The organism is Thioalkalivibrio sp. ALM2T, from assembly GCF_000381505.1.
Lineage (GTDB): Bacteria > Pseudomonadota > Gammaproteobacteria > Ectothiorhodospirales > Ectothiorhodospiraceae > Thioalkalivibrio > Thioalkalivibrio versutus.
In genome coordinates this window covers 59,871-78,983 of record NZ_KB906564.1, presented here as the reverse complement: position 1 = coordinate 78,983, position 19,113 = coordinate 59,871, and the positions used below count along the sequence as shown (strand labels likewise).

General features: G+C 65.5%; 16 protein-coding genes. 8 read left to right on the top strand and 8 right to left on the bottom strand.

Annotation, left to right across the window (positions count from 1 at the left end; genetic code table 11):
- Window positions 1–18 precede the first annotated feature (18 nt).
- The 8 genes from F816_RS0109930 to rpmH all read right to left on the bottom strand — a co-directional run bounded on the left by F816_RS0109930 (window position 19) and on the right by rpmH (window position 7,621).
- Window positions 19–774, bottom strand: coding sequence for a ParA family protein (locus F816_RS0109930; protein WP_019594611.1), 756 nt, complete (start codon window positions 772–774; stop codon window positions 19–21).
- Entirely contained in the window at window positions 771–1,400 is a 630-nt protein-coding gene (rsmG, locus tag F816_RS0109925; RefSeq protein ID WP_019594610.1) for a 16S rRNA (guanine(527)-N(7))-methyltransferase RsmG, read from the bottom strand. Before rsmG ends, F816_RS0109930 begins: the two co-directional genes overlap by 4 nt.
- 285 nt (window positions 1,401–1,685) lie before the next feature.
- A complete protein-coding gene (gene mnmG / locus F816_RS0109920) occupies window positions 1,686–3,548 on the bottom strand; it encodes a tRNA uridine-5-carboxymethylaminomethyl(34) synthesis enzyme MnmG (protein ID WP_019594609.1) in 1,863 nt (620 codons plus the stop codon).
- 276 nt (window positions 3,549–3,824) lie between these two features.
- Window positions 3,825–5,141 (bottom strand): tRNA uridine-5-carboxymethylaminomethyl(34) synthesis GTPase MnmE, encoded by a 1,317-nt coding sequence (mnmE, locus tag F816_RS0109915; RefSeq protein WP_019594608.1) that lies wholly within the window; start codon window positions 5,139–5,141, stop codon window positions 3,825–3,827.
- A gap of 6 nt (window positions 5,142–5,147) precedes the next feature.
- Window positions 5,148–6,848, bottom strand: a complete 1,701-nt coding sequence (yidC, locus tag F816_RS0109910; protein WP_038085732.1) for a membrane protein insertase YidC — start codon at window positions 6,846–6,848, stop codon at window positions 5,148–5,150.
- Between the two features lie 8 nt (window positions 6,849–6,856).
- Complete coding sequence (yidD, locus tag F816_RS14595; protein WP_047251849.1) at window positions 6,857–7,114, bottom strand: membrane protein insertion efficiency factor YidD; 258 nt, start codon at window positions 7,112–7,114, stop codon at window positions 6,857–6,859.
- Entirely contained in the window at window positions 7,111–7,464 is a 354-nt protein-coding gene (gene rnpA / locus F816_RS0109905) for a ribonuclease P protein component (protein WP_038085728.1), read from the bottom strand. The genes yidD and rnpA overlap by 4 nt, the downstream gene beginning before the upstream one ends.
- Before the next feature lie 22 nt (window positions 7,465–7,486).
- On the bottom strand, window positions 7,487–7,621 hold the full coding sequence (gene rpmH, locus F816_RS0109900; RefSeq protein ID WP_018141118.1) for a 50S ribosomal protein L34: 135 nt from the start codon (window positions 7,619–7,621) through the stop codon (window positions 7,487–7,489).
- Window positions 7,622–7,775: 154 nt separating this feature from the next.
- Between rpmH and dnaA the strand changes: the two genes are divergently transcribed.
- From dnaA to ubiD, 8 genes are all read left to right on the top strand, one after another.
- The gene (gene dnaA / locus F816_RS0109895; protein WP_019594605.1) at window positions 7,776–9,149 is read left to right on the top strand and encodes a chromosomal replication initiator protein DnaA; all 1,374 of its coding nucleotides are present in this window, start codon (window positions 7,776–7,778) and stop codon (window positions 9,147–9,149) included.
- A gap of 242 nt (window positions 9,150–9,391) precedes the next feature.
- On the top strand, window positions 9,392–10,495 hold the full coding sequence (dnaN, locus tag F816_RS0109890; protein WP_019594604.1) for a DNA polymerase III subunit beta: 1,104 nt from the start codon (window positions 9,392–9,394) through the stop codon (window positions 10,493–10,495).
- A gap of 13 nt (window positions 10,496–10,508) precedes the next feature.
- The gene (locus F816_RS0109885; RefSeq protein ID WP_081622692.1) at window positions 10,509–11,591 is read left to right on the top strand and encodes a DNA replication/repair protein RecF; all 1,083 of its coding nucleotides are present in this window, start codon (window positions 10,509–10,511) and stop codon (window positions 11,589–11,591) included.
- Between the two features lie 115 nt (window positions 11,592–11,706).
- Complete coding sequence (gyrB, locus tag F816_RS0109880; protein WP_019594602.1) at window positions 11,707–14,136, top strand: DNA topoisomerase (ATP-hydrolyzing) subunit B; 2,430 nt, start codon at window positions 11,707–11,709, stop codon at window positions 14,134–14,136.
- Between the two features lie 39 nt (window positions 14,137–14,175).
- Entirely contained in the window at window positions 14,176–14,694 is a 519-nt protein-coding gene (locus F816_RS0109875; RefSeq protein ID WP_019594601.1) for a hypothetical protein, read from the top strand.
- 93 nt (window positions 14,695–14,787) lie between these two features.
- A complete protein-coding gene (locus F816_RS0109870; protein WP_019594600.1) occupies window positions 14,788–16,839 on the top strand; it encodes a M3 family metallopeptidase in 2,052 nt (683 codons plus the stop codon).
- Window positions 16,836–17,603 (top strand): exodeoxyribonuclease III, encoded by a 768-nt coding sequence (gene xth / locus F816_RS0109865; protein WP_019594599.1) that lies wholly within the window; start codon window positions 16,836–16,838, stop codon window positions 17,601–17,603. The genes F816_RS0109870 and xth overlap by 4 nt, the downstream gene beginning before the upstream one ends.
- A 45-nt stretch (window positions 17,604–17,648) precedes the next feature.
- Window positions 17,649–19,112, top strand: a complete 1,464-nt coding sequence (gene ubiD / locus F816_RS0109860; protein ID WP_018950877.1) for a 4-hydroxy-3-polyprenylbenzoate decarboxylase — start codon at window positions 17,649–17,651, stop codon at window positions 19,110–19,112.
- Window position 19,113 lies beyond the last annotated feature (1 nt).

Here is a 19,113-nt window from a genome sequence, read left to right as displayed (position 1 = left end):
GGGGGGAACAGGCGGCGTTCAGCGCCGCAACATCTCGCCGGCCAGGGCCAGGTACGCCACGGCCCCGCGCGAAGAGGCATCATACAACAAGGCCGGCTGGCCAAAACTGGGGGCCTCGGCCAGGCGGATGTTGCGCGGGATCACGGTTCGGAACACGCGATCGCCGAAGTGGCCGGTGAGCTGTGCGGAGACATCCCCGGAAAGACGATTGCGTGGATCGAACATCGTACGCAGCAAGCCCGAGATACGCAGCTTGGGGTTGGGCCCGCGCTGGATGCTCTCGATGGTGCGCATCAGGGCGGTCAAACCCTCCAGTGCGTAGTACTCGCACTGCATCGGGATCACCACACCATCGGCCGCGACCAGGCCGTTGACGGTCAAAAGGTTCAGCGACGGCGGACAGTCGACCAGGATGTGATCGTAGTTTGCCCAGGCCGGTGCCAGCGCCTCCTGCAACCGGTATTCACGGCGCTCGGCCTCCATCAGCCGCACCTCGGCCACGGTCAGGTCGCCGTTGGCAGGGACCAGGTCATAGCCGGCTTCCACTCGGTGGGCGGCCTCGGCCACCGTGGCCTGCCCAAGCAGGACCTCGCAGGAGGTTGGATCATCGGCGTGCTTGTCGACGCCCGAACCGGTGGTCGCGTTGCCCTGCGGGTCCATGTCCACCACCAGCACGCGCTTGCCCAACCGGGCGAGCGAGGCGGCAAGATTCACGCAAGTAGTCGTCTTGCCCACTCCGCCCTTCTGATTGGTAATGGCCAGCGTATCGGTCACGGGTCGGCTCTCTCGATAATGGCGATGTGCCGCTCGGCGGCCTCGCCGGGAATGGTAACCGGGTCCACGCTTCGGTACGACCACGGGGCCGGGAGCGCTTCGGCGACGACCGAGCGCTGACCCAGCATGGCCAGCACACGGCCTCCCTCGGCCACCTGTGGCGCGACCCGCGAGACCATGTCGGCCGGGGCCTTGAACGCCCGTGCCAGCACCGTGGTGTAGGGCGCGGAGGGCTGAAAGTCCTCGATCCGCACATGCACGGCCTCGACCCCGGACAGCCGAGCGAGCCCGATCACGTTCCGCAGGAAGCGGATGCGCTTGGCCGCGCTGTCGAGGAGGCAAAATTCGCGATCGCGCTCGGTGGCCGCGAGCACGAAACCAGGCAGCCCGGCGCCGGTCCCGACATCCAGCACCCGGTCCCCGTGAAGATACGGGCGCAACGTCAGGCTGTCGAGGATGTGCCGGCGAATCCACTGCGCGGGGTCACGCACCGCGGTCAGGTTGTGCACGCGGTTCCAGCGCCCGAGCTGTTCCAGATAAATCGCCAGGGCCTCGATGGCCGGCGGATCCAGCGCCCAGTCCCCGCCCACGGCGGCCAGGGCCGCGCGCCAGTCGTTACTCGCCACTGGCGCGCTGCTCTAAGGAAACACTGATCAATGTACACACTCGCGTTGGCACCCCAGGTTTGCCGAGACAAGGCGCGTCGTGCAGCGGGTAGTGGTTCTACCCGCAAGCGGCGCAACGCGGGATCGGGGAACCTGGGGTGCCAACCCCACAATCCATTGAAAGACGGGGCTCGGCCGCTTTTGCATGCGCACGGCGTTGCGGCTCCCTTGTGCAGAATGACTGCACGGCAGTCGCCGCGCCTTGTGCGCATGCAAAAACGACTCGAGCGCGAGCGTGTACATTGATCAGTGTTTCCTTAAGTGCACGGCCAACGCCGACAGCGCGGCCGGGGTCACGCCCGGGATGCGCTGCGCCTGGGCCAGGGTATGGGGGCGGAATTCCGCCAGCTTCTGGCGGATCTCGTTCGACAGCCCGTGGACCCGGGCGTAGTCAAGGCTGTCCGGGAGGGCGGTCTGCTCGGCCTTCGCCTGGCGGTCGATCTCGGCCTGCTGGCGCTCGATGTAGCCGGCATACTTGGCCTGGATCTCCGCCTGCTCGCGCACGTCGGGCGCGCAGCCTGCTTCCAGGTCGGGCAGCGCATGCATCAAGCCATCGTAATCGGCCTCGGGGCGGCGCAGCAGGTCGAGCAGCGTGGCATCCGGATCCGGTGCCTTGCCCAGCAAGTCGATCAGGGCCGGGTGGTTTCGCTGGTCGCGGTCCGGGCGGGTTTGTCCGAGTCGGGTCATCTCGGTCTCGATGGCCGCGGCACGGATCTCGAAGCGCGCCCAGCGGGCGTCGTCCACCAGGCCGTATTCGCGCCCGACCGAGGTCAGGCGCAGATCGGCGTTGTCCTCACGCAGCAACAGCCGGTATTCGGCGCGCGAGGTGAACATGCGGTAGGGCTCCTGGGTGCCGCGGGTCACCAGGTCGTCGATCAGCACACCGATGTAGGCCTCGGAGCGCTGGGGGATCCACGGCGCGGCGTCCTGCACCAGCCGCGCGGCATTGAGCCCCGCGACCAGGCCCTGGGCGGCGGCCTCCTCGTAGCCGGTGGTGCCGTTGATCTGGCCGGCGAAAAACAGGTTGCCGATGTCGCGCGTGGCCAGCGTCGGGCGCAGGCCGCGGGGATCGAAGTAGTCGTATTCGATGGCGTAGCCGGGACGGGTGATGCGCGCGTTCTCGAACCCGGCAATGCTCTGCACCAGGGGGACCTGGATCGCATATGGCAGCGAGGTGGAGATCCCGTTGGGATACAGCTCATGGGTGGTGAGGCCTTCCGGCTCGACAAAGACCTGGTGACTGGTCTTGTCGGCAAAGCGCACCACCTTGTCCTCGATCGATGGGCAGTAGCGCGGGCCGGTGCTGTCGATCTGGCCGCTGTACATCGGGGCCTGATCGAGGTTCGCGCGGATCAGGTCGTGGGTCTTCTCGCTGGTGCGCGCGATATGGCAGGGGCGCTGCGCCGGGTGGTCGTCGGTCGAGCCGATGAAGGAAAAGACCGGGCGCGGATCGTCGCCCGGCTGCGGTTCGAGCCGGGAGAAATCCACGCTGCGACCGTCAATGCGCGGCGGCGTGCCGGTCTTGAGCCGCCCGACGGCAAAGGCCATCTCGCGCAGGCGCGCCGCCAGGCGGGTGCTCGGCGGATCACCCGCGCGCCCGCCGGGCTGCTGGGTGAGCCCGGTGTGCATCTGGCCATTAAGAAAGGTACCCACGGTCAGCACCACGGCGCGGGCGTTGAACGCGATGCCGGCCTCGGTGACCACGCCGGTCACGCGCTCGCCGTCCTGGGTGATGTCAGCCACTGGCTGCTGAAAGATCTGCAGGTTCGGCTCGGCCTCGACGAACTGGCGGATGGCCTGGCGGTAGAGCTGCCGGTCCGACTGGGCGCGAGTCGCGCGCACGGCCGGGCCCTTGCGTCGATTGAGGATGCGGAAATGGATGCCGGCGGCGTCCGCTGCGCGGCCCATGACGCCCCCCAGGGCATCGATCTCCTTGACCAGGTGGCCCTTGCCGATCCCGCCGATGGCCGGGTTGCAGCTCATCTGGCCGATGGTCTCGATGTTGTGGGTCAACAGCAGTGTGCGCGCACCGCCGCGCGCCGCGGCCAAGGCAGCCTCGGTGCCGGCGTGCCCGCCGCCAATCACGATGACATCAAAGGAGTTCGCCATGGTCCTGCTATCCCGGCCGACGGTCCGGCCTGTGAGTGCAATTCGCGCCGCTTATGGTCCGGACACGAAAATCGGAATTCTAGCAGGGAGTTACGCGAGCGCGAAGCGGCCCCCGGGCCAAATGGTTTTGCGGGCACGCCGCGCCCCGTCATTGCGAGGCCCCGCAGGGCCGCGGCAAGCGTCCGCCACGACCATCGGATTTCGCGGCGTGACGTTATGCCTGGTTCCGGAGATTGCTTCGCTTTGCTCGCAATGTCGGGGAGTGGGGACGCGCGCCTACTTGCCGATGCAGAAGCCGGCGAAGATTTCGCCCAGCAGGGCCTCGTGGTCCTGGCGACCAAGGAGCGCGTCCAGGGCGCGTTCGGCCAGACGCAACTCCTCGGCGATCAGGTCCGGGGGCGCGGCGGCGTCGATCGCGGCGAGATGCGTGGCCGTCGTACGCAGGCCGTCCAGATGGCGCGCGCGCACGCTGAAGCGTTGCTGGCCACCCTCGCTCACGCCCAGGCGCTCGACGATCGCCTGTTTGAGCGCGTCGACCCCTGTCCCGGTCCGTGCAGAGATCCTGAGCCCGTGGTCCGCGCGGGCGGAGTCGGCGACGCAGTCCATCTTGTTCCAGACGGTCAGTCGCGGGATTTCCGCCGGGGCCGCCAAGTCGGGGGCCGCATCCGGACGCGTGAGATCGCGCAGCTCCAGGATCAAGTCAGCCCCGGTGGCCGCCTCCTGCGCCCGCTCCATGCCGATCTTCTCCACCGGATCCTCACTCGCGTGCAGCCCGGCGGTGTCGATCAGTTCGACCGGTATCCCGTGGATCGCAATCGGCGAACGCAGGACGTCGCGAGTGGTCCCGGGGCGGTCGGTGACAATCGCGACCTCGCTCTCGGCCAAACGGTTCATCAAGCTGGACTTGCCGACATTCGGGGCACCGACCAGGGCCAGGCGCAAGCCCTGGGCAAAGTAACGCGCCGGACGCAGCCGTTCGAGGAGTTCGCGGATGGTCGTGTGGAGGGTGGCTGCACGGCGTGCGATATCGGCGGCAGCCTCCGACTCGAGATCGGTCTCGCCGAAATCGATCTCCGCCTCGATGATCACACGCAGGTCGCGGATCGCACGTGAGACCGGTTCGAGTTCGGTCGCCAGGGCTCCGTCCAGGCTGGATCGCGCAAGCCTCGCGGCCTGCTCGGTCTGGGCATGGATCAGGTCGGCCACCGCCTCCGCCTGCGCCAGGTCGAGTCGGCCGTTGAGGAAGGCCTGCTCGGTGAACTCCCCCGGTCGGGCACGACGCGCGCCGAGATCCACCGCAGCGGCGACGATCGCCTCGAGCAAGACCGGGCTGCCGTGGCCCTGCAGCTCGATCACGTCCTCGCCGGTGTAGGAGTGCGGACCCGGGAAGGACAGGATCAGACCGTCATCCAGCGACTCGCCAGTCGCCGGATCAATGAAGCTGCCGTAGTGGGCGTGGCGTGGAAGCAGCTGCGCGCGTCGGGTCAGGCGCCGCGCGATGGGCAGGGCCTGCGGACCCGACAGGCGGACCACACCGATACCGCCAACCCCCGCCGGGGTGGCGACCGCGACGATGGTGTCCGTCACGGTCACGGAGCGTCAGCTCTTCTGCTTGTCCGGGTCCTCGCCGCTCTCGATCTTGCGCGTGATGTACCACTGCTGGGCGATGGAGAACAGGTTGTTGGTGAACCAGTACAGCACCAGACCCGCCGGGAAGAAGGCGAAGAACACGGTGAACACGAAGGGCAGCGCCATAAAGATCTTCTGCTGCACCGGGTCCATCGGCGGCGGGTTCAGCTTGTACTGCACGAACATCGACACGCCCATCAGGATCGGCAGGATGAAGTACGGATCGCGCGAGGACAGATCCTGCACCCACAGCCACCAGGGCGCCTGGCGCAGTTCGACACTCTCCAGAAGCACCCAGTACAGGGCGATGAACACCGGGATTTGCACCAGGATCGGGAGACAGCCACCCAGCGGGTTGATCTTCTCCTTCTTGTACAGGTCCATCAGCGCCTGGTTCATGCGCTGCTTGTCGTCCTTGTAGCGTTCCTTCAGAGCCTGCAGCTTGGGCGCGACCTTGCGCATGCGCGCCATGGAACGGTAGCTGGTCGCGGACAGCTTGAAGAAGGCCAGCTTGATCAGGATGGTCAGGATGACGATCGACCAACCCCAGTTGCCCACGAAGGCGTGGATCTTGTCCAGCAGCCAGAACAACGGCTTGGACAGGAACGTGAAGATGCCGTAGTCGGCCGTAAGCTCCAGCCCCTGGGCGATCTCGGAGAGCTCTGACTGGAGCTTGGGGCCGACCCACAAGCGGGTGGAGAACTCACCGCTGTTCCCGGCTGCGATCTGGCGCGATTCGGAGTGCAGACCAATCAGATACTCGTCACCCAGATCGCTGGGCACGGCACGGGCGTACAGCGCATTGACCTCGTCCTCACCCGGGACCCAGGTGGAGACGAAGTAGTGCTGAATCATCGCGATCCAGCCGCCCTGGATGCGTGCCTGGATGGGGTCATCGCGGAACGACTCGAAGCTTTCGCGCTGGTAGCTGCCATCGAAATAGGCCGCTCCGGTAAAGGTGTACAGCCACCAGGACTCCCGATCCGGGGTCGGCCCGTGGCGGAGCTGTCGGTACTGGCGACCGCTCCAGGTGGAATCTGACCGGTTGTGGACCTCGTAGTCCAGCTCGATCAGATGCGAGCCACGGGTGAAGGTGTAGGTCTTGGTGACCTCGATCTCGCCATCGTCGGAGACCCAACGCAGCGGGACCTCGAGTTGTTCCTGCCCGTCGGCGAGCTCGAAGCGATCCTGGTCGACCTGGAAATTGGCGTGGTGCGACGGGGCGCGCCCCTCCATCGACTGGTCGTTCACCCGATCGTGGGTCAGACCACTCTGGGCGACATAGCCGCGCACGCGATGGTCGAACAGGCGGACCGGCACCAGCGGATCGTCCTGCAGGTCGCGTGGATACTGCAGCAGGTCGGCGCGCAGCAGCGTGCCCCCGCGGGTGTCAATCAGGATCTCGTGGGTATCGGTACGCACGGTGATCTGCTGACGGTCCGGCTCCTGCAGGGTGCTCACCTGCGGGGCATCTGCCGCCCGCGTGTCCGGTTCCGATTCGAATTGCGGCGCATCCGGCACGTCCTCCGGACGGGCATCGGGGTCCTCCGCGGCGCGCTCGGCGGCAGTGTCCGGCTGGGATGTGCTGCCGTAATCCTGGTTCCAGGCCTGCCACATCAGGAACAGGACAAAGGCCAGGGTCAGCCACAAAAGGGGGCGAAGGTTATCCATGAGCGCGACTACTTTGAGGGTCGAGTGCTGGGAGTATCGGAACGCGGGTGCGGGACCGGGTCATAGCCACCGGGCGACCAGGGATGGCAGCGCAGGATGCGGCGCAGACCGAGCCAAAAGCCCCGCAGGACCCCATGAGTCTCGACCGCCTCGACGGTATAGGCCGAGCACGTCGGGTAATGACGACAGTGAGGGGCCATGAACGGCGAAATGCCGTACTGGTAGGCCCGGACGGGCAACAGGGCGATCTTGCGTGGCAGAGTCATTGCAGACGTTCCAGCAGGCTGTCGATCTCGGCGCGCAGGGCGCGGCGGTCCATGGTCGCCGCTCCACCTCGGGCCAGCACAATCATGTCGACTGTCGGCAGGTGGGCCCGCCGCCGGCGGAAGGCCTCGCGCACGATGCGCTTGATCCGGTTGCGGTCCGATGCCTGGCGGACATGCCGCTTGCCAATTGCAAGGCCCAGGCGTGCCTCGCCGGATTCCGAATGGCGATAGAGCAGGGTCAGATCGCGACCGCGCTGGCGCCGGGCGTCCTTGAAGACACGCTGATAATCCGCTCCGGTCAACAGACGGGCGCGGCGCGGAAAGGTCTCGCTAGCTGGCGCCGCGGTCACGGGAGCCGGCGCGCCGCCCGGACTACGGGCAGAGGCGCTTGCGGCCCTTGGCGCGACGGGCGTTCAGGACCTTGCGACCACCACGGGTGGCCATGCGGGCCCGGAAGCCGTGCGTGCGGGCGCGAACGAGCCGGCTGGGTTGAAAAGTGCGCTTCATGAGAGTTCCCGTGACGCTTGGTTAAAGGGCGGTGAAAACTAGCGCCATCCGGACGCAAAGTCAATCTCGAGGGTCGGCAAGTCGCTGGCACCGGGTACCCCCATCGGCGTAGACTCGGTGGCTTCCAATTCCCCGTCGCCCCGGAGACGAACGCGTGTCAGCCAATGCCCTGTGGACAGCCTGTCTGGATCGCCTGCAGGGGAAGGTCAGCGAACAGCAACTCAATACCTGGCTGCGGCCGCTTCATGCCGAAGAGTCCGAAGGCGGGCTGCGACTGCTCGCGCCGAACCAGTTTGTGTTCGAGCATGTGCGCGATCACCTGCTGGAATCGATCGAGCAGACCGTGGGCGAGCTGCAGCCGGTGGGTGACCAGGACGAACGCCGCGTGCGACTCGGGATTGGCGGTGCGCAGCTGCCGGTCCCGCCGACCCCCAGTGGTCGCGAGCCCCGTCAGGAACGCAGTGCTGCAGACAAGAGCGCCAGCACTACGCCACGCCCCCAGGGGCCCGTAAGCAATCTGAACCCGGCCTTCACCTTCGACAGCTTCGTCGAGGGCAAGTCGAACCAGCTCGCGCGCGCAGCCAGCCTGCAGGTCGCGGAAAACCCCGGGGTGGCCTACAACCCGTTGTTCATCTATGGCGGGGTCGGGCTCGGCAAGACCCACTTGATGCATGCCATCGGGCACAGCATCCTCGCCCGACACCCCGAAGGGCGGATCATCTATCTGCACTCTGAGCGCTTCGTGGCGGACATGATCAAGGCGCTGCAACACAACGCGATCGACGAGTTCAAGCAGCACTACCGCTCCGCCGACGCACTGCTGATCGACGACATTCAGTTCTTTGCCGGCAAGGAGCGTTCCCAGGAGGAGTTCTTCCACACCTTCAACGCGCTGCTGGAGGGCCAGCAGCAGATCATCCTGACCTCGGATCGCTACCCGAAAGAGGTCGAGGGGCTGGAGGAACGCCTGAAGTCACGCTTCGGCTGGGGGCTGACGATCGCGATCGAGCCGCCAGAACTGGAGACCCGGGTGGCCATCCTCCAGCGCAAGGCCGAGCAGGCGGGGATCGAACTCCCCTCCGAGGTCGCATTCTTCATGGGCAAGCGGATCCGTTCCAACATCCGCGAACTGGAAGGCTCGCTGCGGCGGGTGATCGCCAACGCGCACTTCACCGGGAAACCGATCACCGTCGAGTTTGCCAAGGACGCGCTGCGCGACCTTCTCGCGGTACAGAACAAACTGATTACACTGGAGAATATCCAGAAGACGGTCGCGGACTACTATCGCGTGAAGGTGGCCGATCTGCTGTCGAGCCGGCGCAGCCGATCGATTGCCCGTCCGCGGCAGATCGCGATGGCCCTGGCAAAGGAACTGACCCAGCACAGCCTGCCGGAGATCGGACAGGCCTTCGGCGGGCGCGATCACACCACGGTAATCCATGCCTGCCGGAAGGTCGCCGAACTACGCGAGGCGGACGCCAGCCTGGACGAAGACTACTCGAATCTGCTGCGGACCCTCAGTAGCTGAAGTGGCTGTCCAATGGTCGGCAAAGCTGTGGATAAGCTGGGTGCAACTGCGGTATGAAAAGGTGGAAAACGCGGACCGCGAAACTGTCCACAGGTTGGGAACAGGCTTCACAGAGGTTCGCGAGAGCCAAAAAGTATCGACAAATAACTGAAGTTAAAACGAAATATGGGTTTCCTGCACAGGTCGACGTGCCCCTTATTACTACTATTTAAATATCTAAACACTAGATACAGGACATCGCCATGGAACTGTCTTTCAATCGCGAGACGATGACCGAAGCGCTGCAACGGATTGTGGGCGCGGCCGAAAAACGATTGACGATGCCGATCCTCGGAAATGTGCGTCTCCGACCGGACGACAACGGCGCGATCCGGATGGATACCACCGATCTCGAACTCGCCTGGCAGGCGGGTGCGGAGGGCACCATCCCGGGCGAATGCGATGTCACCGTATCGGTGCGCAAGCTGTTGGATGTGGTGAAGGCGGCCCCGGGAGACAGCGAGATTCGGGCTCGGGTGGAAGGCGAACGCATGACCGTGGGATTCGCCGGTTCGCGCTTCAGCCTGGCGACCCTGCCCGGCACGGATTTCCCCGACTGGGAGGCGCGAGGGTCGGAGGTCGTGCTCGATGTACCTCAGAACCGGCTGCGACGTTTGCTGGAGGCGACGATGTTTTCGATGGCGCAGCAGGACGTGCGTTACTACCTCCAGGGTTTGCTCCTGGTAGCCAGCGGGACCAGTCTGCGGGCGGTCGCGACGGACGGGCATCGCCTGGCGCTGGCCGAGGTGGAACTCGAGCACCCGATCGAGGGCCGAGTTGAACGCATTGTCCCGCGCAAGGCCGTGGCGGAGTTGCGACGAAATCTGGCCGATGACGAATCGACGGTCCGGATCGGATTCGGGGAAGACCAGGTCGTGTTCGAACTGGGCAAGGCGGTCCTGCGCAGCAAGGTGATCGAGGGGCGCTTCCCGGACTACGAACGGGTCATCCCTTCGGATCTGCCCTCCACGTTGCGGGTTGACCGGGAAGTTCTGAAACAGGCGTTGGGCCGGGTGGCGATTGTGGCGAGTGACAAGTATCGCGGTGTACGCATGGCCCTGGGGGAGAACGGTTGCCAGGTGATGACCCACAATGCCGATCGTGAAGAGGCCCAGGAGTCGGTCGAGGCGGAGTACGACGGGGGGCCAATGGAGATCGGGTTCAACCTCGGGTACCTGGCGGACGTGCTGAATGTCCTGGAGACCGATCAGGTTCGGATCGGGCTGCGAGACGGGAACTCCTCGATCCTGATTCAGGCGGAACCACCGGGCGGGGCGCGCTACGTGGTGATGCCGATGCGCCTGTAGATCCGGGGTCTGCGTGCTGGAGTCGCTGTGGTGGCAGGGGGTCCGCAACCTTGAGGAACAGGCCTTGACGTTGGGGCCGGGAATCAACCGGCTGGTCGGGCCAAATGGTGCAGGGAAGACCTCGATTCTCGAAGCAGTGCATATCCTCGCGGCTGGGCGCTCGTTCCGTACTCAGCAATTACGCCGTGTTGGGCGGAGTGGAGCCGACGGGTTGTGGATAGGGGCAGTGGTGAAGGATCCGGCTGGGGGCTCCCATCGGCTGGGGATTAGCTGGGATGGTGCGCGCCGGTCGCGGCTCGATGGCCGCTGGATGGAAGGCCATGCGGCAGTCGCCGAGTGGCTACCGGCGCGAACGCTGCATGCGGGGTCCTTCGAATTGTTGACGGGGGGACCGGAAGAACGCAGGCGCTTGCTGGACTGGGGCTGCTTCCATGCGATCCCAGGGTACCGGGGCCAGTGGCAGCGCTGGAAGCGGGCCCATGATCAACGTAATGCCGCCTTGCGCGCGGGGGACCGCGCGGGTGCTCGCGAGTTTGAGCGACCCTGGCTGGAATTCGGCGAGGCGATCAGTGACGCGCGCCGTCGTTACGTGGAGGCCTGGCAGGCGGCGACCATGGAGGCCGCCCGGCAGTTCGGATTCGACGAGCGGTTAGCCGATTTGCACTTGAATCCGCGGATGGGCTGGGATCGGGAAAGGAGCCTGAGCGAGGCGCTGGAGCGGAGCCGGGAGGGCGACGAAGAACGCGGCTTCGCGCAGGCGGGACCGCAGCGGGCCGACATCGATTTGCGGCTAGCGGGTCGTCTCGCCGCCGAGGCCTCCCGGGGCGAGCAAAAGCGACTGATTACGGCTCTCGTGGGCGGACAGGGATGGATGCTCGAGGCAGAGACCGGGCGGGCGCCGGTGATGTTGCTGGACGATGTAGTGTCGGAGCTGGATCGCGAGGCAGTGGAGGGGTTGATGTCCGGGTTGTGTGCGTCGGGCTGGCAGATCCTGGTGACCGCTGTGGGAGATGACATCCCGGGGCTGGCAGGGGATACCGCAGGGCAATTGTTCCACGTGAAACATGGTCGCGTAACACCCGAACCCCCAGCCTGACGCGCCCGGGCCTTGGGTCTCGTGGCTCTCCTGGACCCCCGTACGTGACCTCACCGGTGCCCCCCGCCTTTGCGCTATACTGGCGTGTCTGCAACTGGCCGGATGACTGACCCGCATGTCCGAAACTGAAGCCCAAGATCCCTCCGTCTACGATTCCTCTCAGATCCGCGTCCTCAAGGGCCTGGATGCCGTTCGCAAGCGACCGGGCATGTACATCGGTGACACCGATGACGGCACAGGCCTGCACCACATGGTCTTCGAGGTGGTCGATAACTCGATCGACGAGGCGCTGGCGGGTCACTGCGACAGTATTGAGGTCACGATCCACGAGGACAATGCGGTCTCCGTTACGGACAACGGTCGCGGCATTCCCGTGGATATCCACGAAGAAGAGGGTATGTCGGCCGCCGAGGTCATCCTCACGGTCCTGCACGCAGGCGGGAAGTTCGACAACAACTCCTACAAGGTCTCCGGCGGCCTGCACGGCGTCGGTGTCTCGGTGGTGAATGCCCTGTCGGAAGAGCTCCGCCTGGAGATCCACCGGGATGGCCAGCGCCACGAACAGACCTATCACCTCGGCGTCCCGGATGCGCCGCTGGCGGTGACGGGCGCCACGGAGCGCAACGGAACGAAGATCTGGTTTCGCCCCAGCCCGACCATCTTCACCGACATCAATTTTCACTACGAGATCCTCGCCAAGCGCCTGCGGGAGCTGTCGTTCCTCAACTCGGGCGTGCGCATCACGCTGCGTGATCACCGGGACAACCGCGAGGAGACCTTTGTCTTCGAAGGCGGCATCCGTGCCTTCGTCGAACACCTGAACCAGAAGAAAACCGCGCTGCACCCCACGGTTGTCTACGCCGACCAGATGCGCGAGGACTACGCAGTCGAAATCGCCCTGCAGTGGAATGACTCCTACCAGGAGAACATCTTCTGCTACACCAACAACATTCCGCAGCGCGACGGTGGCTCGCACATGGCGGGCTTTCGCGCCGCCCTGACGCGCACGATCAACCAGTACCTGGAGAACGAGGGCCTGATCAAGAAGGCCAAGGTCGCCACGGCGGGCGACGACATGCGCGAAGGCCTCACGGCCGTGCTCTCGGTCAAGGTGCCGGATCCCAAGTTCTCCTCGCAGACCAAGGACAAGCTGGTTTCCTCCGAGGTCAAGCCGATCGTTGAAAGCGTGCTGTCGGACGCCCTCAACAACTTCCTGCTGGAACACCCGCAGGAAGCCAAGGCCATCACCGAGAAGGTGCTGGATGCCGCGCGAGCGCGCGAGGCCGCTCGCAAGGCGCGTGAGGTCACCCGCCGCAAGGGCGCGCTGGATATTGCCGGTCTGCCGGGCAAGCTGGCTGACTGTCAGGAGAAGGACCCGGCTCAGTCCGAGCTCTACTTGGTCGAGGGTGACTCCGCCGGAGGTTCGGCCAAGCAGGGCCGTGACCGCCATTTCCAGGCGATCCTGCCGCTCAAGGGCAAGATCCTGAATGTCGAGCGGGCGCGCTTTGACCGTATGCTGGGTTCGGCCGAGGTGGGCACGCTCATCACGGCGCTGGGCTGTGGTATTGGCAAGGAAGAGTACGATCCGGACAAGCTGCGTTATCACCGCATTATCATCATGACGGACGCGGACGTGGACGGCTCCCATATCCGCACCCTGCTTCTGACCTTCTTCTTCCGCCAGATGCCGGAACTGATCGAGCGCGGCCATGTGTATATCGCGCAGCCGCCGCTGTACAAGATCAAGCGTGGCAAGCGCGAGCAGTACGTGCGCGACGAGGCCGAAATGGGCGAGATCGTGATCTCCCTCGCCCTGGACGGCGCCGCGCTCTATCCCAGCCCGGATGCACCTCCGATTACCGGCGAGGCCTTCGAGGACCTGGTGAAGGGCTATCAAAAGGCCGCGCGCGCCGTACAACGCCTCGGCCGGATGTACGACTCGCGCATCCTCTGGGCGATGCTCGAGGCCGACGCGATCCCCGAGCCCCGAAGCGTGACCAACGCTGCGGTTCAGGCGTGGTTTGCCCGCATCCTGGAGAATCTATCCAGCGACAAGGCGGGTGCAACCCGCTACAGCCTGGGGCCGGTGACCGAGCATGAAGGCACGGCGCAGCTGAGCCTGGACCGCATCGAACACGGCGCCGCCCTGTCGCAATACATCACCGATGACACCCTGGCTTCGCGTGATTTTCAGGCGGTACTCGACCTGTCCGCCCGTCTTAACGCCCTTCTCGACGAAGGTGCGTATATGAAGCGCGGGGAACGCGTCCACGTGATCGAGGGCTTTTCCGAAGCCATGGAATGGCTCCTGCAGGAAGGCCGCCGCGGGCTGGCAACCCAGCGCTACAAGGGCCTTGGCGAGATGAATCCCGACCAGCTTTGGGACACCACCATGAACCCCGAATCCCGCCGCCTTCTCCAGGTCCGGGTCGAAGATGCCATCCGTGCCGACGAAATCTTCACCACTCTGATGGGCGACCAGGTCGAGCCGCGTCGCGAGTTTATCGAGTCGCGAGCCCTCAGTGCCGAGAACGTCGATATCTGACGTCCTCGCTGCCACGGTACGACGGATCCCGCCGGCACCATGCAGGTCCTGGCCGCACTCCTGGTCTTGGTGATTCTGGCGCTGGTCGCGTTTCGCCTGTACACCCATCTTGCGGTCCATGAACGCCGCGTCGTCGCGGCCTGGGATCGACTCGATACCCTGCTCACCCAGCGCAATGGCCTGCTGGAGCGGGCTTGTTCCGCGACCCGGCCCGATCCGCCCCTGGACCTGCGGGCGCTCCAACAGGTGGTCCAGGAACAGGAGCGAGCGCGACGCTGCGGCGATCTTCCCGGTCTGGCCCGGGGTGAACGCGCCATCCGCGCCGAATGGGACCATATACGAACGCAACTCCTTGATACATATAAAAATTTATCGGGTTCGACCGATCGACTTCCCCCTCGCGTAGCGGCACTGGACCAAGCAATTGCTGATGCCCTCGGCCGCTACAATGCCGCTGTGGATGCCTATGCCGGGCTGCGGCGCCAGTGGGCCTACGGACTCCTCGCCCGCCTCGCTGGCCATGCCGTCTTTCACCCCGTTCGCCCGCCGAGCCCGTAAGCTTCGCCCCGACGACCCCGTTGCCGGGAACACCCTGCCGGGCTTTCTGTCCGAATGGCATAATCCACTGCTGGCCCGACCCCTGGAGATACCGTGTCCAACCCCTTGCTGCAGACCGACCGGCTGCCCGCCTTTCGTGCCATCGAGCCCCAACATGTCCTGCCCGCAGTGGAAACCGTCCTGGTGGAGAATCGCGCGGAGATTGATCGGCTGGTTGCGGCCGTCGGGGATCAACCGACCTGGGCCACCCTGATCCAGCCGTTGCAGGCGCTGGACACGCGCCTGGATGCCGTCTGGTCCCCGGTGGGTCACCTCAATGCGGTCATGAACGGTCCCGAGATTCGCGAGGCATACAACGCCAGCCTCCCCCTGTTGTCGGATTACGGCAGCTGGGTGTCGCAGCATCAGGGCCTGTACCGGGCGGTCCGTCGCCTGGCAGACAGTGAAGAGTACCCGCAGCTTTCGCCCCAGCGGCGCAAGGTGCTGGATGACATGCTGCGTGATTTCCATCTGAGCGGCGTCGATCTCCCCGAGGCCGAGCGTGAACGCCTGCGCGCCATCAACGCCCGCCTTTCGGAGCTGACTGCACGTTTCGAAGAGAACGTGCTGGACGCCACTCAGGCCTGGACCTGGCAGACCGATGATGCGGCCGCGCTCGCCGGCATCTCCGAGTCCGATCGGGCCATGCTCGCGCAGAACGCTCGCGATCACGACCAGACGGGCTTTGTCGTGACCCTGGACATCCCCAGCTACCTCGCAGTCATGACCCACGCCGAGGATCGCGACCTGCGTTACCGTGTCTACGAGGCCTTCACGACGCGTGCGTCTGACCTCGGGCCCGGCGCTGGCAATCACGACAACAGCGAGATCATGGTGGAGATCCTCCAGTTGCGGGAGGAGAAGGCGCATCTGACGGGCTTTCGCCACTACGCCGAGCGCTCGCTCGCGACCAAGATGGCCGATAGCGCCGAGCAGGTCGAAGGCTTCCTCCAGGATCTGGCGCACCGCGCGCGCCCTCGGGCCAAGCGCGACCTGGACGAGCTGCGCGCCTTTGCCCGCGACGAGCTCGACCTCGGAACCCTGGAGGCCTGGGACATGGCCTTCGCGGCCGAGAAGATGCGCGAGCGGCGCCTGGGTCTCAGCCAGGAGATGTTGAAGCCCTACTTCCCCGCTGACCGCGCGGTCAGCGGCTTGTTCGGTCTGGTCCAGCGCCTGTTCCAGGTCCGCTTCGAGCCCGACGACAGCATCGAGACCTGGCACGACGACGTCCGGTTCTATCGAATCTTTGACGTGAATGGCACCGAACGGGCTGGCTTTTACTTCGATCTCTACGCACGCAAGAACAAGCGCGGTGGCGCCTGGATGGATGTCTGCCGCAACCGTTTCATCTCCGAGGACCGCGCCCAGCTGCCGGTCGCCTACATGACCTGCAACTCCACCCCGCCGGTGGATGGCAAGGCAGCCCTTTTCACTCATGACGAAGTGATTACGCTGTTCCATGAGTTCGGTCACGGCCTGCATCACATGCTGACCCGGGTGGACGAACCCGACATCGCCGGCATCAACGGCGTGGAATGGGATGCGGTCGAACTGCCCAGCCAGTTCATGGAGAACTGGTGCTGGGAACGCGAGGCGCTCGATCTGTTCGCGCGCCATCACGAGACTGGCGAGGCGATGCCCGAGGACCTGTTCCAGCGCCTGCAGGGGACGCGCCACTTCCACGCGGCGTTACAGCTATTGCGCCAGGTCGAGTTCTCCCTCTTTGACATGCGCCTGCATGCCGGGTCCGCCCCTGCAAAGGCCGCGGACATCCAGCGGCTCCTGGAGACCGTGCGTCAGGAGATCGCGGTGGTCCATCCGCCGGCGTTCAATCGCTTCGCCCACGGCTTCGGCCACATCTTTGCTGGTGGCTACGCCGCGGGGTACTACAGCTACAAGTGGGCCGAGGTCCTGTCGGCTGACGCATTCGGGCGCTTCGAAGAGGAAGGTCTGTTTTCGTCCGAGGTGGGGGCGGCCTACCTGCGCGAGATTCTCGAGGCCGGTGCCTCGCGCCCGGCCGCGGATTCCTTCCGTGCCTTCCGCGGGCGCGATCCGCAGATCGACGCCCTGTTGCGTCATAGCGGCCTGGAGGAGAAAGCCGCGTGAAGATCGCCAGCTGGAACGTCAATTCGCTCAAGGTCCGTCTGCCGCAGGTCCTCGATTGGCTGGGGAGCTCGCGGACCGACGTCCTGGCCCTGCAGGAGACCAAGCTGACCGACGAGAACTTTCCGGCCGCGGCCATCCGTGATGCGGGCTATCAGGTTGTGTTCTCCGGGCAGAAGACCTACAACGGCGTGGCCATCATCTCCCGCACCGAGGCCACCGACGTGGTCACCGACCCGCCCGGGCTCGAGGACGCCCAGCGCCGTATCCTCGCCGCCACCATCGGCGAGGTTCGCGTGGTCAACCTGTATGTCGTGAACGGCGAGAACGTCGGTACCGAGAAATACGCCTACAAGCTGGACTGGCTGGCGCGGCTGCAAGCCTGGCTGGCCGACGAGATTGCGCAGCACCCGAATCTCGTGGTCCTCGGTGACTTCAACATCGCCCCGGATGATCGCGACGTGCACGACCCCGAGGCCTGGCACGAGCGCATCCTTTGCTCCACGCCGGAACGCGAGGCCCTGGCCGCGCTTACCGATCTCGGCCTCACGGATACCTTCCGCGCCTTCGAGCAGCCCGCGGCGGAGTATTCCTGGTTCGATTACCGAGCTGCGTCCTTCCGTCGCAATCGGGGCCTGCGCATCGACCTCGTCCTCGCCAGCGCTCCCTTGCAGGCCCGTCTGCAGGCCGCGGGCATCGACCGCGAACCGCGTGCTTGGGAGCGTCCGTCCGACCATGCCCCGGTCTGGGCGGAATTCTCCGCCTAACCCTGGCCCGGGTCGCACCAACCGGCCATTCCCGAGGGAGACCCCGTGAAGTACAAGGATCTGCGCGATTTCATTGATGGCCTCGAACAGCGCGGCGAGCTGCGCCGCATCACCCGCGAGGTGGACCCGAACCTGGAGATGACCGAGATCGCCGACCGCGTCCTGCGCGCCGGCGGTCCGGCCCTGTTGTTCGAAAACCCTACCGGCTCCGACATCCCGGTACTCGCCAACCTGTTTGGCACCCCGGAGCGGGTGGCCATGGGCATGGGCGAGGACTCTGTCGAAGCCCTGCGCGAGGTCGGGCGCCTGCTCGCCTTCCTCAAACAGCCGGACCCACCCAAGGGGCTCAAGGCCGCCTGGGAACAGCTGCCGATCTTTCGCAAGGTGCTGGACATGGCGCCCAAGAAAATCCGCGGGGCGCCCTGCCAGCGCCACGTGTTGGAAGGCGATGCGGTTGATCTCGACCAACTCCCGGTCCAGACCTGTTGGCCGGAAGACGCCGGCCCCCTGATTACCTGGGGCCTGGTCGTCACCCGTGGCCCGGAGAAGTCGCGTCAGAACCTGGGGATCTATCGCCAGCAGGTCATTGGGCGCAATCGCGTGATCATGCGCTGGCTGTCGCATCGCGGTGGGGCCCTCGATTTTCGCGAGTGGTGCCAGGCCCACCCCGGCGAGCCGTTTCCCATCGCGGTTGCCCTGGGTGCCGATCCGGCCACCATCCTCGGCGCCGTGACCCCGGTGCCGGACACCCTGTCCGAATACGCCTTCGCCGGATTGCTGCGTGGCAGTCGAACCGAGGTCACCCGCTGCATCGGTTCCGACCTGGAGGTCCCGGCCTCCGCCGAGTTCGTGCTCGAGGGGCACATCCACCCGGGGGATACTGCGCCGGAAGGCCCGTTCGGGGACCACACGGGTTACTACAACGAGGTGGACGAATTCCCGGTCTTCACCATCGACCGCATCACCCATCGCGATCAGCCGATCTACCATTCCACCTACACCGGTCGCCCGCCGGACGAGCCCGCCGTGCTCGGGGTGGCCCTGAACGAGGTGTTCATTCCCATCCTGCAGAAGCAGTTCCCGGAGATCGTGGACTTCTACCTGCCGCCCGAGGGTTGTTCCTACCGTCTGGCCGTCGTTTCCATGCGCAAGCAGTATCCGGGGCACGCCAAGCGCGTGATGATGGGCGTGTGGTCCTTCCTGCGTCAGTTCATGTATACCAAGTTCGTGATTGTGGTCGACGACGACGTGAATACCCGCGACTGGAATGACGTGATCTGGGCACTCACCACGCGCATGGATCCGGCCCGCGACACCACCCTCGTGGAAAACACCCCCATCGACTATCTCGACTTTGCCTCGCCGGTCTCGGGTCTGGGGTCCAAGATGGGCATGGACGCGACCTCCAAATGGCCGGGCGAGACCGATCGCGAGTGGGGCCGGCCGATCGCGATGGACGAGGCGGTCAAGCGCCGCGTGGACGAGATCTGGGATGAACTGGGGATATGAG

Excerpts from the sequence above, each read along its gene's own strand:
- mnmG (WP_019594609.1), bottom strand. The coding sequence starts at position 3,548 with ATGGCGAACTCCTTTGATGTCATCGTGATTGGCGGCGGGCACGCCGGC.
- yidC (WP_038085732.1), bottom strand. The coding sequence starts at position 6,848 with ATGGATAACCTTCGCCCCCTTTTGTGGCTGACCCTGGCCTTTGTCCTG.
- yidD (WP_047251849.1), bottom strand. The coding sequence starts at position 7,114 with ATGACTCTGCCACGCAAGATCGCCCTGTTGCCCGTCCGGGCCTACCAG.
- rpmH (WP_018141118.1), bottom strand. The coding sequence starts at position 7,621 with ATGAAGCGCACTTTTCAACCCAGCCGGCTCGTTCGCGCCCGCACGCAC.
- dnaN (WP_019594604.1), top strand. The coding sequence starts at position 9,392 with ATGGAACTGTCTTTCAATCGCGAGACGATGACCGAAGCGCTGCAACGG.
- gyrB (WP_019594602.1), top strand. The coding sequence starts at position 11,707 with ATGTCCGAAACTGAAGCCCAAGATCCCTCCGTCTACGATTCCTCTCAG.
- F816_RS0109875 (WP_019594601.1), top strand. The coding sequence starts at position 14,176 with ATGCAGGTCCTGGCCGCACTCCTGGTCTTGGTGATTCTGGCGCTGGTC.